Here is a 13,370-nt window from a genome sequence, read left to right as displayed (position 1 = left end):
GCCGTGGCGTGACAGCTGTGACCCGACTCACCGCACCAGGTCGAAGATCGTAATCACCACGAAGAATGCGATGACCGCCTCGCTGACCAGCCACGAGTGGCTGTTCGCCCAGTCCCGGATCCGGGGCAGCACCCCGGCGGCGCGGTGCCCGAGCAGCAGCAGGGCGAGCAGCGGAAGGGCGAGCAGGGCCAGGGTGAGCAGCACGAACGGCAGCAGGTGCCACCAGGGCAGGTCGTGCCGAGCGGCACTGGCTCCGACGGTGACCATGGTCAGGTCGTCGGCCGGCATGGCCAGGAAGAGCAGCAGACCGACCTTCAGCGCGTACGCCGGGCCGGCGTGCTGGAGCCGGCCCATCCAGCCGGGTGGTCCGGAGCGCCGGCGCCGGAACACGACCACCGCCAGCACGGCCAGCAGCACCAGGACGAGCCAGTCGATCCCCCGTTCGATGGCACCCCGACCGCCGTCGCCAAAATTGATCTTGAAGAGGCGGGCCGCCAGCCAGGCCAGCGTCGTACCGCCGCCGACCACGATCGCCGCGCCCGCCAGGTAGCCCAGCGAGGCGGGCCGTGGCCGGTCGGACGAGGCGAAGAAGACCGCCGCCACCAGCTGGGTCCCGGCGATCATCACCACGGCCAGCGGCAGCAGCGTCAGGAAGTTCATCGCCCGCCCATCCTCCCGGCCACCCGGGACGGACGCCGCCGTTTCGACACATCGACCCGGTTGTCCGACGCCGGCCGACCGCCTCAGACGGGTGCCGCCACCGCGGCAGCGCCACGCTGCTGACCCCCGATGTGCAACAGTTCGGCGCTCCCATGGGTCGAGCCTCGAACCTCAACCCGGCTTCAGGTCAAGCGTGACCTGGCGGCCTACCCTCAAGCGGTCTCCAGCGCCTGGCCGACCCCCTTCGCAAGGCCGGACAGGTGCTGGTCGGCCAGCAGATGCCCGGCCGTGATCACCAGCGCCAACGGCCATTCGATGACCTGAAGCGCGGTGAGCACCCCGATGCCCGCGTAGTAGGCGAGCTTGTCCGGCGGCGGCACGGCCACCTCGCCGAGCCAGGGGACGTCCACCCGACGGGTGAACGCCCGCAGCGTCTCGTGTGTCCCGCTGAGCTGTCGTGTCAGCGCACTCATCTCGCCTCCCCCGTGCCGATGGCACCCGACCCGGATTCCACCGCCGGCGCCGTCCATGCCCCGCGTGAGCAGGAAACTTCCCTGGCCGGGCGGGCATAAGGGACGTCCGGCCGGGAAGCCAGGCCGTCTGGCACGAACGGTAGGAGGCGAGATGCGGCGTGGCACCGTCCCCATACCTCCGGTGGTGGGCGAGGCCTCCCGCAGCGTCGGCGCGGTCGCCACCCGACTGGCCCGAGCGGTCGGGCTGACCAGCCGCCGCGTGTGGTCCCGTCCGGGGCGGCACCACATCGAGGTGCACGGCGTGTGCCAGGACGGCGGCGACGTCCTGGCCCGGCAGGTGGAGGCGGCGCTGGAGCGGATGCCCGGGGTGCTCTGGGCTCGGGTCAACGCCCCCTCCGGACGGGTCGTCGTCGCGGTCGACCCCCCGGGGCCGAAGGTCCGCGAACTCGTCGCCACCATCGCCCGTGTCGAACGCACCTGCCCGCACGAACCGGACCCGGAGATCCCACCGCCCCATCCCCCGAGGAGGCCCCCGCACCCCGCGCACCCTCGGCGCCCTCGCCTCCGACGCGCTCGGCCTGACCATCTCCGCGGCCACCCGGATCCTGCCCGTCACACCGGTCCCCGGCGAGGTCTCCGGCCTGCTCACCGCCTTCGACCTGCACCCGAAGCTGCACGCCCTCGCCGGCCTGGGCCTGCGCCGCGACCCGCGGGCCGAGGTGCTGTTCCCGCTGGCCGAGGCGGTGGTGCAGGGCCTCACCGGCGGCTGGACGGGAATACTGCTCGACGGCGCGCAGCGGGTCGTGCAGTGGGGCGAAGGGCTGGCCCAGTTGCGCGCCTGGGAGAAGGCCGAACCTCAGCTCACCGGGCAACCGGACCGCGCCGTGGCGCGTACGGCGGCCTACGAACGCCCCTGCCCGAAGCCGGACGGCCCCGTCGAGCGATACATCAACCGGATGCTGGGCAGCGGTGCGGCGGCCTTCGCCGCGGCGACGCCGGTGGTCGGCGCGAAGCGGGCCGCCGCCCTGGGTCTGTCCGCGCTGCCCAAGGCGCCGGGCAGCGGGCGCGAGGGGTACGCGGCCCAACTCGGCCGGATCCTCGCCAACCGCGGCGTCATCGCGATGGACCGCAGCGTGCTGCGGCAACTCGACCGGATCGACACCCTGGTCCTCGACGCCCGGATGCTCGGCTCCGACCGAGGGGTGCTGGCCGACCTGGCCCCACTGCCCGGCGCCGACACGTCCCAGGTGGCGACGCGGGCGTTCAATCTCTTCGAACCCGCCGCACCGACCGACGTACGCCAGCTCGACGGTTGGCGGCTCGGCCCACTCGACGAACTCGACGTGCGCGACCCCGGCGACACCGACGACAGCCGGCGGCTGCGCGAACACGGCAGCAACCTGCTCGGCCTCGCCCGGGGCGACACCCTCACCGCCGTGCTGCGGGTCGAGCCGGAGCCGGCACCGGGCGTCGAAGCGCTGCCGGCCGTCGCCCGGCAGGCCGGCCTGCGGCTCGTCGTGGCCGGCGGTGACGCCCAGCGACATCCGCCCGTCGACGCGCTGGTGCCGGGCAATGACCAGCTGGCCGAGTCGGTACGCACATTGCAGCGCGAGGGCGCGGTGGTGATGCTCGTCTCCGGCGACCGGGCCGCACTCGCCGCGGCAGACTGCGGGTTGGGTCTCGCCGGCCCGGACGAGCTGCCGCCGTGGGGAGCGCACCTGTTGGTCGGCACGGACCTGCGGGTCGTGGCGCTGATCATCGAAGCGGCCGGGGTGGCCCGGCGGATGACCGCACAGAATCTGCGCATCGGGCTGGCCGGCACCGGCCTCGGTGCGCTCGGCGCCTTCACCGCCGACCCCGCCCTGCTGCCCGGTCGCACCCTCGCCTCGGTCAACGGCGCGGCGGCGCTGGCCTTCGCGCACGGCGTCTGGCGGGCCGGTCGACTCTCCGAACGGACCGCGCCACCCGCACCCGCGATCACCGCCTGGCACCTGATGCCGGCGCCCACCGTCCTCGACCAGTTCCACACGCGACGCGACGGGTTGACCGACATCGAGGCCGAGCAGCGGCAGGCCACCGGACCGGGCGAGGCGTCCGGCCCGGGCGGGCTGCTCCGCGCCTTCGTCGACGAACTTGCCAACCCGCTCACCCCGGTGCTCGCCGCCGGGGCGGTGCTCTCCGCCAGTTTCGGCTCGCTGGTCGACGCCGCCCTGGTGGGCGGCGTGGTCGGCGGGTCCGCGCTGGTCGGCGCGGTGCACCAGCGCAACACCGAGAAGTCGCTGGCCGCGCTGCTGTCCCGCTCGGCGGTGACCGCCCGGGTCCGCCGGGACGGTGCCGACCGGGTGGTGCCCGCCGACGACCTCGTCCCCGGTGACGTGATCGTGCTCGAATCCGGCGACGCCGTACCCGCCGACTGCCGGGTGCTGGAATCCGTCGGGCTGGAGGCCGACGAGTCCTCCCTGACCGGCGAGTCGCTGCCGGTCGGCAAGTCCGACCAACCGGTGGTGGCTGCGGCGTTGGCCGAACGCTCCTCGATGGTCTACGAGGGCACCACGATCGCCGCCGGGCGCGGCGTCGCCGTGGTCGTGGCCACCGGCGCCGACACCGAGGCCGGACGCAGCCTGGCCCTGGCCCGGCAGGCACCACCCACCAGTGGGGTCGAGGCTCGGCTGGGCCGGCTGACCCGGGCCGCCATCCCGCTGGCCGCCGGGTCGGCGGTCGCGGTCGCCGGTGCCGGGCTGCTGCGGGGCGTACCCCTGGCCCAGACCGCCGCGACCGCCGCGAACCTGGCGGTGGCCTCGGTGCCCGAGGGCCTGCCGTTCCTGGTCAGCGCCGCCCAACTGGCCGCGGCCCGGCGGCTCGCCGAGCACGGTGCGCTGGTCCGCAACCCGCGCACCATCGAGGCGCTGGGCCGGGTCGACGTCCTCTGCTTCGACAAGACCGGCACCCTCACCGAGGGACACCTGCTGCTCGCCGGGGTGGGCGACGCCGACGGGTACGCCACCGTCGAGCAGCTCGACGACCGGCTGCGGCGGACGCTCGCCGTCGCGTTGCGCGCCACCCCGGCCGCCGACGACCCGGAGGAACTGTCGATGCAGACGGACCGGGCGGTACTGCGTGGCGCCGGTGCCGCCGGGGTGGAGGAGCAGTGCGGTGCACCGGGCTGGCGAGCCGCCGGTGGTCTGCCGTTCGAGCCGTCCCGCGGCTACCACGCCACGGTGGGCGAGACCCAGGGCCGGTTGCTGCTCAGCCTGAAGGGTGCGCCCGAGACCGTGCTGCCTCGCTGCGCCGCCCGCCGCACCTCCGGCCGCGACGAGCCGCTCGACGATGCCGGCCGCGCCGAACTGGAGGCGCTGCTCGGCGAGCGGGCCGGGGCGGGGCACCGGATCCTCGCCGTGGCGGAGTGCACCGTCGCGAACCCGACCATCACCGACGACGGCGTACGCGGGCTGGTCTTCACCGGCTTCCTGGCCCTCGCCGACGGGGTACGCGCCAGTGCCGCGCCGGCCGTGCGCCGGATCCGCCAGGCCGGCGTGCACACCATCATGATCACCGGTGACCACCCGGCGACCGCCGAGGCGATCGCCGCCACCATCAGCGACCACGACACGCAGCGGGTGGTCACCGCCATCGAGATCGAGCAACTCGACGACGACGCGCTCGCCGAGCGGCTGGCCGCCACCGACGTGGTGGCACGCTGCACCCCGGCGCACAAGGTCCGCATCATCCAGGCGTTGCAGAAGTGCGGGCGTACCGTCGCGATGACCGGTGACGGCGCCAACGACGCACCCGCGATCCGGCTGGCCGACGTCGGCATCGCCCTCGGTCAACGGGGCACCCCGGCGGCCCGGGCCGCCGCCGATCTGGTGGTCACCGACGACCGGCTGGAGACCATCATCGCCACGCTGGTCGAAGGGCGGGCGATGTGGTCCTCGGTACGCCACGCGCTGAGCATCCTGGTCGGCGGCAACCTCGGCGAGATCGCGTTCAGCGTGTTGACCGCCGCCGCCACCGGCCAGGCCGCGCTCAACGGACGCCAGTTGCTGCTGGTCAACCTGCTCACCGACATGGCGCCCGCGTTGGCCATCGCGGTGCGGCCACCCGGCGACGACCACGCCGACGGGCTGCTCCGCGAGGGGCCCGACAGCTCGCTCGGCGAGACCATGACCAAGGAGATCGGGTTGCGCGCCGCCGCCACCACGCTCGGCGCCACCGCCGGCTGGACCCTGGCCCGCTACACCGGCCGCCGCCAGCGGGCCGGCACCGTCGCCCTGGTCTCCCTGGTCGGCACCCAGCTCGGCCAGACCGTGCTGGCGGGCGGCACCAGCCCGACGGTGCTCGCCTCGACCGCCGCGTCGTTCGGCGTGCTGGCGGTGGTGGTGCAGACCCCCGGGGTGAGCCAGTTCTTCGGCTGCACCCCCCTGGGGCCGGTGGGCTGGACCATCGCCACCGGCTCCGCGCTCGGCGCCACCCTCGCCAACGGCGCCCTCACCCGGCTGGTCACCCGACTACCGCAGCTCGACCAGGCGCAGGGCAGCCCGGTGGGGCCGGCCGACCGGCCGGAACAGGCGCCCTGACCGACCCGACTCGGGAGACAACCGTCGCGGCCGGGCCGGCCGCTGATCGAGGCAGGAGCGGGAACGCCGGCGGCAGGCCGGCCCGGCTGCCGTCAACCGGCGGGGTGCCAGGTGGCGGCGGCTCGGCGGAGCCGGTCGTTGACGGCCCGGCCGAGGCCCGTCTCCGGCACCGGCTCGGCGACGATCTCGGCCACCCCGGCCGCGTCCAGCCGGTGCAGCGCGTCGAAGAGCCGCGCCGCCGCCTCGGTCAGGTCGCCGGCGGCGGAAAGCAGTTCCACCGCCGCCCAACCGCCCGCCGGCCGGTCCCGGAACGCCAGATAGCCACGCCGGAGGCCCGCCGGCATGGCCTTCGCACCACCCACCGCCGGTCCGCCTGCCGCCAGCAGCCGCAACGGCGTCCGCGGAGCGTAGTGCGCGGCCAGCGTGCCCGGCGCCACCGGCTGCCCCGAGCTGCCCGGGCGCACCGTCACCGGGCCGGTGACCTTTGCCAGTTCCTCGACCGGCAGCGCACCGAGCCGCAGCACCACCGGACGTGCACCCCGGGCGTCCACGATCGTCGACTCGATCCCGCACCGACTCGGCCCGCCGTCGAGGACCACGTCCACCGCGGCGCCCAGCCCGCGCACCACGTGCTCGGCGCGGGTGGGGCTGAGCTGGCCGAACCGGTTGGCGCTCGGTGCGGCAACCGGCACCCCGGCGGCGGCGATCAGCCGGCGGGCATGCTCATGCTCCGGCACCCGGACCGCCATGGTGGCCAGCCCGGAGGTGACGATCGGCGGAATCGCGGCCGGTCGGTCCACGATCAGCGTCAGCGGCCCCGGCCAGAACCGGGCGGCCAGCGCCGCCACCGCCGGCGGTACCGGCCCGACCAGTGGCACCAGGTCTGCGACGTCGGCCAGGTGGGTGATCAGCGGATCGAAGCCCGGCCGCGCCTTCGCCTCGAAGATCCGGGCCGCCGCCCGCGCATCCAACGCGTTCGCGCCCAAGCCGTAGACGGTCTCGGTGGGAAACGCCACCAACCCGCCGCTACGCAGGACGGACGCCGCCTCGGCGAGGTCACCGTCGGCGGGCAGGACGCGGGGCGATCCGATGCTCACCACCACGACGCTAGCCTGCGACCGGTTGCCCCCGGTCACGCCCCGCCCTCGCCGGCAGGGGTGCGTGGGCCTGATCACGGCAGGAGTGGGCGACCGAGGTTCTGGGTGCCGATGACCTGCAACAGGTCGAGCTTCTCGCGCGCGTCGGTGCCCTCCACGGGGAAGAACGCGAGGACCTTGAGATCCTCCTCGAGGGTTAGCAGGATCTCGCAGTTCAGGTCGAGCACCCCGACCTCGGGGTGCAGGATGCGCTTGCGGTCGAAGCGGCGCACCCCGACGTCGTGACGCGCCCACATCGCGCGGAACTCGTCGCTGCTCTCCGACAGGTCACGCACCAACCGCACGACGTCGTCGTCACCGCCGCGACGGGAGAGGGTCGCGCGCAGGTCGCCGACATGGGCGATCGAGTGCCTTTCCCAGTCCTCCTCGGGGAACCGGGTGCGGGTGGGCGGGTCCGTGAACCACGCCCACACGAGGTTGCCGGCGTGGTCGTCCCGGTGTGCGGTCGCGAGGGGTCGGCGCCCCAGCGCGACGTCGGCCAGTGGGTTCTGCAGGAGAATGTCGCCGAGGTCGGTGCTGATGAGTGCCGGGATGTCGGTGAGCCGGTCGAGCAGCTGGATCAGCCCGGGCCGGACATGCCGCCCGGCGCGCCGGGCGGGCGGGGTGTGCCCGGCCAGCCGGAGAAGATGGTCGCGCTCGTCGGTGCCGAGGCGCAGGGCGCGAGCGAGGCAGGCCACGACGGGTTCGGACGGGTTCGCGCCGCGCGCCTGCTCCAGGCGGGCGTAGTAGTCGCTGGAGATGCCGGCGAGCATCGCCAGCTCCTCGCGGCGCAGACCGGCGGCGCGGCGTCGCGTGCCCTCGGGAAGGCCGACGTCGGAGGGCCGCAACTGCTCGCGGCGGCGGCGTATGAAGTCGGCGAGCCCGGCGCGGTCGATCACGTCATCCAGTCTCCCGCGGGCGTCGCGGCCGAGCCAGGGACAGGCTGTACCAGGACAGTCCGGGTCTGGTTGCCGCTTCGCCGGTCGCCGAGCATGGGGCCATGACGGAACACCACGCGCGCACCTCCAACGGGCCCTCGGACAACGAGTCCTCGGACCAGATCCGGACGATCGTCATCACGGGAGGGACGAGCGGCATCGGCTTCGCCGCCGCCGAGGCGATCCTCCGCTCGGACGGCGGGCCCTGGCACGTCGTCGTCGCGAACCGGCACCCCGGTCGTGCGCAGGCCGCCGTCGCTCGACTGGCCGCCGCGGCGGCCCCCGGGCACACGATCGAGGCCATGCTGGTGGACCTCGCCTCGCTGGCATCGGTCAAGGCGTCCGCCGCCGAGCTGACCGCGCGGCTGGACTCCGGCAGGCTTCCCGCGCTGCACGCACTCGTCTGCAACGCGGGAGTGCAGGCCGGAACCGCACTGACCACCACGGCGGACGGGTTCGAGTCCACGTTCGGGGTCAACCACCTCGCGCACTTCCTGCTGGTCCACGAGCTGCTGCCGACGCTACGGACGCCCGCCCGCGTCATCGTCGTGGCCAGCGACACGCACGACCCGGCGAAGAAGACGGGCGTGCCGGCTCCCGCCTGGAACGGCACCCGTGAGCTGGCCCGGGGCCAGCTCGGACCCCTCGGCGCGGGCGACAACGCGCTCATCGCGGGTCAGCGTCGCTACAGCACCTCGAAGCTGGCCAACATCTACTTCACGTACGCACTCGCGGCCCGGCTGCCCGCCGGTGTCACCGCCAACACGTTCAACCCCGGCCTCGTCCCAGGCACGGGGCTACAGCGCTCCGCTCCCGCCCCGATCCGGTTCCTCGCCCGGCATGTCCTGCCCCACGCGACCTGGCTGCTGCGCCGGATGGTCACACCCAACGTGCACAGCGCCGCCGAGTCCGGCGCCGCCCTCGCCCGACTCGCGATCGACCCGGACCTCGCCGGGACGACGGGTCAGTACTTCGACGGACGCGAGCCCATCCCCTCCTCGGCGGAGTCGTACGACCTCACCCGCGCCGACGAGCTGTGGCGGACCAGCCTGGAACTCACGACGGATCTCCGTTGACGGCGCGTCGACGGACCCGTGACGACATCGGGCCAAGCGGGCTAAGCTGTTAGCTAACCGAGGAGGTCGAGTCATGTCGGCTGAAGCCGTGCACTACAACATGCATGATGCCAAGACCCACCTGTCGCGCATCATCGAACGCGTGGAGCGCGGAGAGGAGATCATCATCGACCGGGCGGGCACCCCGGTGGCGAAAGTCGTGCCGCTGCTGCGACGGGCCAACCGCACCGCAGTCGGCTCCCTCGCCGGGCAGCTGGATCTTTCAGGTGACTGGGACTCACCCCAGACCAACGCCGAGATCGCCGCCGACTTCGGCATCGGCGCATGACCCTGCTGCTGGATACACACACCGCGCTGTGGGCCATCACGGGCGACGCGACCCTCGGCGCAGAGTTCCTCGACCGGCTACGCCACGAGCCGGACATCTTCCTCTCCCCGATCAGTCTGTGGGAGATCACCATCAAGCAGCGCGCGGGGAAGCTCGCAGGCCCCACCGACCTTGCCGAGCGAGTGAGGGACATGGGCTTTCGTGAGCTCCCGGTGACCCACGCCCACGCCATCGCCGCCGGCCGCCTCCCATCACATCACCGCGATCCGTTCGACCGCATGCTGGTGGCGCAGGCGATCACCGAGAATCTGACGCTGGCCTCCCGCGACGTGTCGATAGCGCTGTATGACGTGAAGATCCTCAAGGTGTAATCGGACCACGCCCTCCGTCCGAGCGTGGTTCCGTGCCGCCGGATCCGACGATTGTGGACGTGGCCGCCTCGCTCGCTGCGATGCTGGAGATTGCGGCAAGCCCCGGCCAGAACCAACAGCGCCGCATCCGTGCGGATGCGGCGCTGTTTTGTTGCGACCGTCCAGTGACTAGCTGATTTTCTTGCGGTAGATCGCTGTCGCGCCGACGTAGGCGACCACGAGCAGCCCGACGCACCAGGCGAGGGCGATCCAGATGTCGTTGCCGACGGGCTGCTGCGCGAACAGCGCGCGGAGAGTGTTCACGATGGACGTGACCGGCTGGTTCTCGGCGAACCACGCGACGGGGCCGGGCATCGAGTCGGTGGGGACGAACGCCGAGCTGATGAAGGGCAGGAAGATCAGTGGGTAGCTGAAGGCACTCGCGCCGTCGATGGTCTTGGCGGTCAGGCCCGGCATCACGGCGAGCCAGCTGAGGGCGAGGATGAACAGGATCAGGATGCCGGCGGCGGTGAGCCAGTCGACCACGGATGCGCCGGTGCGGAATCCCATGATCAGCGCAACGCCAATGACGATCACGAGGGAGGCCAGGTTGGCGAAGAGTGAGGTCAGGACATGCGCCCAGAGCACGGAGGGTCGCGAGATCGGCATCGACTGGAAGCGCTCGAAGATGCCGCCCTGCATGTCGAGGAAGAGGCGGTACGCCGTGTAGGCGATGCCGGACGCGATCGTGATGAGCAGGATGCCCGGGAGCATGTAGTTGATGTACGACTCGTCGGATCCGGTGTTGATGGCTCCGCCCAGCACGTACACGAAAAGCAGCAGCAGTGCGATCGGGGTGATCGCGGTGGTGATGATGGTGTCCGGGCTGCGGAGGATGTGACGCAGGGAGCGGCCGGTGAGGGTTCCGGTGTCGCTGAGAGCGTGGGCGGTCATCGGGATTCCTCTCCTGCGGGCATGGCCGCCTGGTCGGCGGTGTCACTGGTCTCGCCGACGAGGGCTAGGAAGACGTCCTCGAGGCTCGGCTGCTTCTCGATGTACTCGACCTTGGCGGCCGGGAGGAGTTGCTTCAGCTCGGCGAGGGTGCCGTTCTGGATGATCGTGCCTTTGTGCAGGATCGCGATCCGGTCGGCGAGTTGCTCGGCCTCGTCGAGGTACTGAGTGGTCAGCAGGATGGTCGTGCCACCCTTGGCGAGCTGCTTCACCGTCTCCCAGACCTCGATGCGGGCCTGCGGGTCGAGGCCGGTGGTCGGCTCGTCGAGGAACACGACCGGCGGGTTGCCGACCAGGCTCATCGCGATGTCCAGCCGCCGGCGCATACCGCCCGAGTACGTCGCCGCCTTGCGGTTTCCGGCATCCGTGAGCGAGAAACGGGCGAGCAGGTCGTCGGCGATCGCACCCGGGTCCTTCAGGTGGCGGAGCTTCGCGACCAGGATCAGATTCTCCCGGCCGGTGAGCACTCCGTCGACCGCGGCGAACTGGCCGGTCAGGCTGATCGACTTGCGTACGTCGGCCGGAGCCGAGGAGACGTCGAAGCCGTGGACGGTCGCGGTGCCGGTGTCCGCTTTCAGCAACGTCGACAGGATCCGCACCAGCGTGGTCTTTCCGGCACCGTTCGAGCCGAGCAGCGCGAAAATACTCCCCGCTGCCACATCGAAGTCGACGCCCCGCAGCACGTGCAGGTCCTTGAACGACTTGGTGATGGCCTGCACCCTGATCGCGGGTTCGCGCGGGTTGGTGGTCATGCGCTCTTCTCCTCACCGTTGTTGTCGTCGGCAGCGTCGATCGCCTTCCGGAGGCGCTCGCGCTCCTTGTCAATCCACTGCCTGCCGGCGTACGCCTGCAGGAACGACTCGGCGAACTCGACGGGGTCGTCGCCGACGATTGCGCGGACCGGCGTTCCGTCGGCGACCGCACGCTCCCAGAGGTCGACGAAGTCGCCGAACATCGTGATGAGCGTGTCGCCGTCGAGGATCCCGCCGTGGTACATGAAGTACCGCTGAAGAGCCTTGGCCGCGCCGCGATGGGGCTCCGGCAGGGCCTCGATTCGCGCGATGTGCTGCTTGTACTGCTTCTTCTGCTCTAGCGACCCGACGAGCGTCTCTATCCACTTCGCAGCCATGCTCAGGCTCCTCCCTCGTGCTGGTTGTCGTCGTGGTGGAGCTGCTCGATGCGTTCCACGAGGACGCTCCACGTCCTCCAGAACTCGGCGAGTTGGTCTCGCCCCTTCGCGTTGAGCGAATACACCTTCCGCGGGGGCCCTTTTTCGGAGGAAACCTTCTCCACATCCACGAACCCGCGCTGCTCGACGCGGACGAGCAGCGCGTAGATGGTGCCCTCCGCGATGTCCGAGAATCCGCGATCGCGCAGCCACGCGGTGATCTCGTAGCCGTATGCGGCTCTGCGGGCCAGGATCGCCAGGACGATGCCTTCGAGAGTGCCCTTCAGCATCTCTGTCACCTGGTTGCCCATGCCATCATCCCCTCGCTACCAAGCGTCACTGACTACCAGTACAAGGTATCACTAGGTACCGGTAGATAGCAACGCCGACTACCGAAGGGTTTCAGAACGAGCCACCCAGCGCTGAGTCCACATCATGTTGACCGGTTGCCGCTACGACGGCTAGGTGGACGAGGTGATCAACAATGCCGGAAACGATCGCGGGCGGTCCGGGCGCACGGCCCCTCATCGCCACGAGTTGCTCCTCGAAATCGGCCTCCAGGCCACCACGATCGTCGGCGACCCCGCTACCCCGGCCACCACCAGGAGCGATGGCAGGTAGGGCTGCCGTGGTACCCGTCCGAACTGTACGTCGTCCCGCACGCCATCCACATTAGACGATCCGCTGCCGCTGTGGCGGCGCCGCCGGAACCAGCTCATCGGTAGTGTCCGGCAGCAGCCGCACCTACCGACGGGACCTCACGACGGTGAGCTGATACGACGGTGCGGTGATCCAGCACGACGCGCGCCCCATCGACGTCGCCTTGCTCGAATCGCACCTCGGCGAGCTACACCATCGCGTAGCAGCCGCCCTCGCCAGAGTCAGTGATCAGTCTGTTCATGCCCACCGTACTGAGTTGCCATGGCACCTACCGGTCCGGAGGGCCAGGGCAGGAGCGGCAGACATCTCTCTTCGGTGATCAGTGAAGGGTCACGGTGCTGGGCGAGGAGGGGACGGCGTGACCGCTTGGCTGCACGGATCGCTGTACTCGCCACCGGGATCAACAAGGGAAGTGCTGGTGGAGCCCAGGGGACTCGAACCCCTAACCCCTGCCTTGCAAAGGCGGATCACGGGCGTTGGACGCTGTCGGTGAGTTGCGTTACTCACCGATCTTCGTCCAGCGCCTGTGATCCTTTGCCAACCGTTGCCAACGGCTATCGAGGCTCTTGCTGACGATCTGCTGACGCGCGGACCGCCTACCACAGCCGCCCAATCACCCGCCACTCGGGCCGCTACCCACAGGTAAGTCGAAAGTGGCCGGTTGGTAGCCCCGCACAGCCGGAAATACCTTTGTCCACAGGCTGTGGATTACGTTATTCCAGTTCAGCGACTTCTTCCCGGAGAGTGGCGAATCGGTTACCCACAGGTCGTGCACAGCTAGCACAGGTGTTCGTCCACCGTCATCCACAGGTTGTCCCGAGACTCGTCCACCGCCGAGGTTGTGCTGCTCACGGGCCTAGTGCTTCGATCTCCACCAGAGGACTTACACGGCTGATGTTTAGGCATGACCCTGGTACGTACAGCTGTCAGCACGGCGGTGTAGAACCTCTAGAGACACGGAGCGGCACCCGCCTTGGAACGGGTGCCGCAGTG

At 71.2% G+C, this 13,370-nt stretch carries 12 protein-coding genes and 1 pseudogene; 5 read left to right on the top strand and 8 right to left on the bottom strand.

The window, feature by feature from the left end; translation table 11 throughout:
• Positions 1-27: 27 nt before the first annotated feature.
• Both KIF24_RS29735 and KIF24_RS29730 read right to left on the bottom strand, forming a co-directional pair.
• Positions 28-660 (bottom strand): GAP family protein, encoded by a 633-nt coding sequence (locus KIF24_RS29735; RefSeq protein WP_221086846.1) that lies wholly within the window; start codon positions 658-660, stop codon positions 28-30.
• 212 nt (positions 661-872) lie between these two features.
• Positions 873-1,190: a hypothetical protein gene (locus tag KIF24_RS29730; protein ID WP_221086845.1), complete on the bottom strand. Its 318-nt coding sequence runs from the start codon at positions 1,188-1,190 to the stop codon at positions 873-875.
• A 94-nt stretch (positions 1,191-1,284) separates the two neighbouring features.
• Here KIF24_RS29730 and KIF24_RS29725 point away from each other — a divergent pair.
• A pseudogene (locus KIF24_RS29725) lies at positions 1,285-5,710 on the top strand (HAD-IC family P-type ATPase).
• Positions 5,711-5,802: 92 nt separating this feature from the next.
• Here KIF24_RS29725 and KIF24_RS29720 read toward each other — a convergent pair.
• The gene (locus KIF24_RS29720; RefSeq protein WP_221087619.1) at positions 5,803-6,783 is read right to left on the bottom strand and encodes an L-threonylcarbamoyladenylate synthase; all 981 of its coding nucleotides are present in this window, start codon (positions 6,781-6,783) and stop codon (positions 5,803-5,805) included.
• A 98-nt stretch (positions 6,784-6,881) separates the two neighbouring features.
• Positions 6,882-7,745, bottom strand: a complete 864-nt coding sequence (locus KIF24_RS29715) for a helix-turn-helix transcriptional regulator (RefSeq protein WP_331461327.1) — start codon at positions 7,743-7,745, stop codon at positions 6,882-6,884.
• Between the two features lie 101 nt (positions 7,746-7,846).
• On the opposite strand from KIF24_RS29715, the gene KIF24_RS29710 reads away from it, so the two are divergent.
• The 3 genes from KIF24_RS29710 to KIF24_RS29700 all read left to right on the top strand — a co-directional run bounded on the left by KIF24_RS29710 (position 7,847) and on the right by KIF24_RS29700 (position 9,559).
• Complete coding sequence (locus KIF24_RS29710) at positions 7,847-8,860, top strand: SDR family NAD(P)-dependent oxidoreductase (RefSeq protein WP_221086844.1); 1,014 nt, start codon at positions 7,847-7,849, stop codon at positions 8,858-8,860.
• Between the two features lie 73 nt (positions 8,861-8,933).
• Positions 8,934-9,188: a type II toxin-antitoxin system Phd/YefM family antitoxin gene (locus KIF24_RS29705; protein ID WP_221086843.1), complete on the top strand. Its 255-nt coding sequence runs from the start codon at positions 8,934-8,936 to the stop codon at positions 9,186-9,188.
• Complete coding sequence (locus KIF24_RS29700) at positions 9,185-9,559, top strand: type II toxin-antitoxin system VapC family toxin (protein WP_221086842.1); 375 nt, start codon at positions 9,185-9,187, stop codon at positions 9,557-9,559. The genes KIF24_RS29705 and KIF24_RS29700 overlap by 4 nt, the downstream gene beginning before the upstream one ends.
• A 168-nt stretch (positions 9,560-9,727) precedes the next feature.
• Here the strand turns inward: KIF24_RS29700 and KIF24_RS29695 are convergent, their stop codons facing one another.
• Genes KIF24_RS29695 through KIF24_RS29680 form a run of 4 tightly spaced genes read right to left on the bottom strand, consistent with a single transcriptional unit; the run spans position 9,728 to position 12,007 of the window.
• Entirely contained in the window at positions 9,728-10,492 is a 765-nt protein-coding gene (locus tag KIF24_RS29695) for an ABC transporter permease (protein ID WP_221086841.1), read from the bottom strand.
• The gene (locus KIF24_RS29690) at positions 10,489-11,301 is read right to left on the bottom strand and encodes an ABC transporter ATP-binding protein (RefSeq protein WP_221086840.1); all 813 of its coding nucleotides are present in this window, start codon (positions 11,299-11,301) and stop codon (positions 10,489-10,491) included. The genes KIF24_RS29695 and KIF24_RS29690 overlap by 4 nt, the downstream gene beginning before the upstream one ends.
• Entirely contained in the window at positions 11,298-11,678 is a 381-nt protein-coding gene (locus KIF24_RS29685) for a DUF1048 domain-containing protein (RefSeq protein WP_221086839.1), read from the bottom strand. Before KIF24_RS29685 ends, KIF24_RS29690 begins: the two co-directional genes overlap by 4 nt.
• A 2-nt stretch (positions 11,679-11,680) precedes the next feature.
• A complete protein-coding gene (locus KIF24_RS29680; protein WP_269440644.1) occupies positions 11,681-12,007 on the bottom strand; it encodes a PadR family transcriptional regulator in 327 nt (108 codons plus the stop codon).
• Between the two features lie 175 nt (positions 12,008-12,182).
• On the opposite strand from KIF24_RS29680, the gene KIF24_RS29675 reads away from it, so the two are divergent.
• A complete protein-coding gene (locus tag KIF24_RS29675; RefSeq protein WP_221086837.1) occupies positions 12,183-12,338 on the top strand; it encodes a hypothetical protein in 156 nt (51 codons plus the stop codon).
• Positions 12,339-13,370 lie beyond the last annotated feature (1,032 nt).

Source organism: Micromonospora tarapacensis (genome assembly GCF_019697375.1).
GTDB lineage: Bacteria > Actinomycetota > Actinomycetes > Mycobacteriales > Micromonosporaceae > Micromonospora > Micromonospora tarapacensis.
This window is presented reverse-complemented; position numbering and strand designations above follow the sequence as displayed.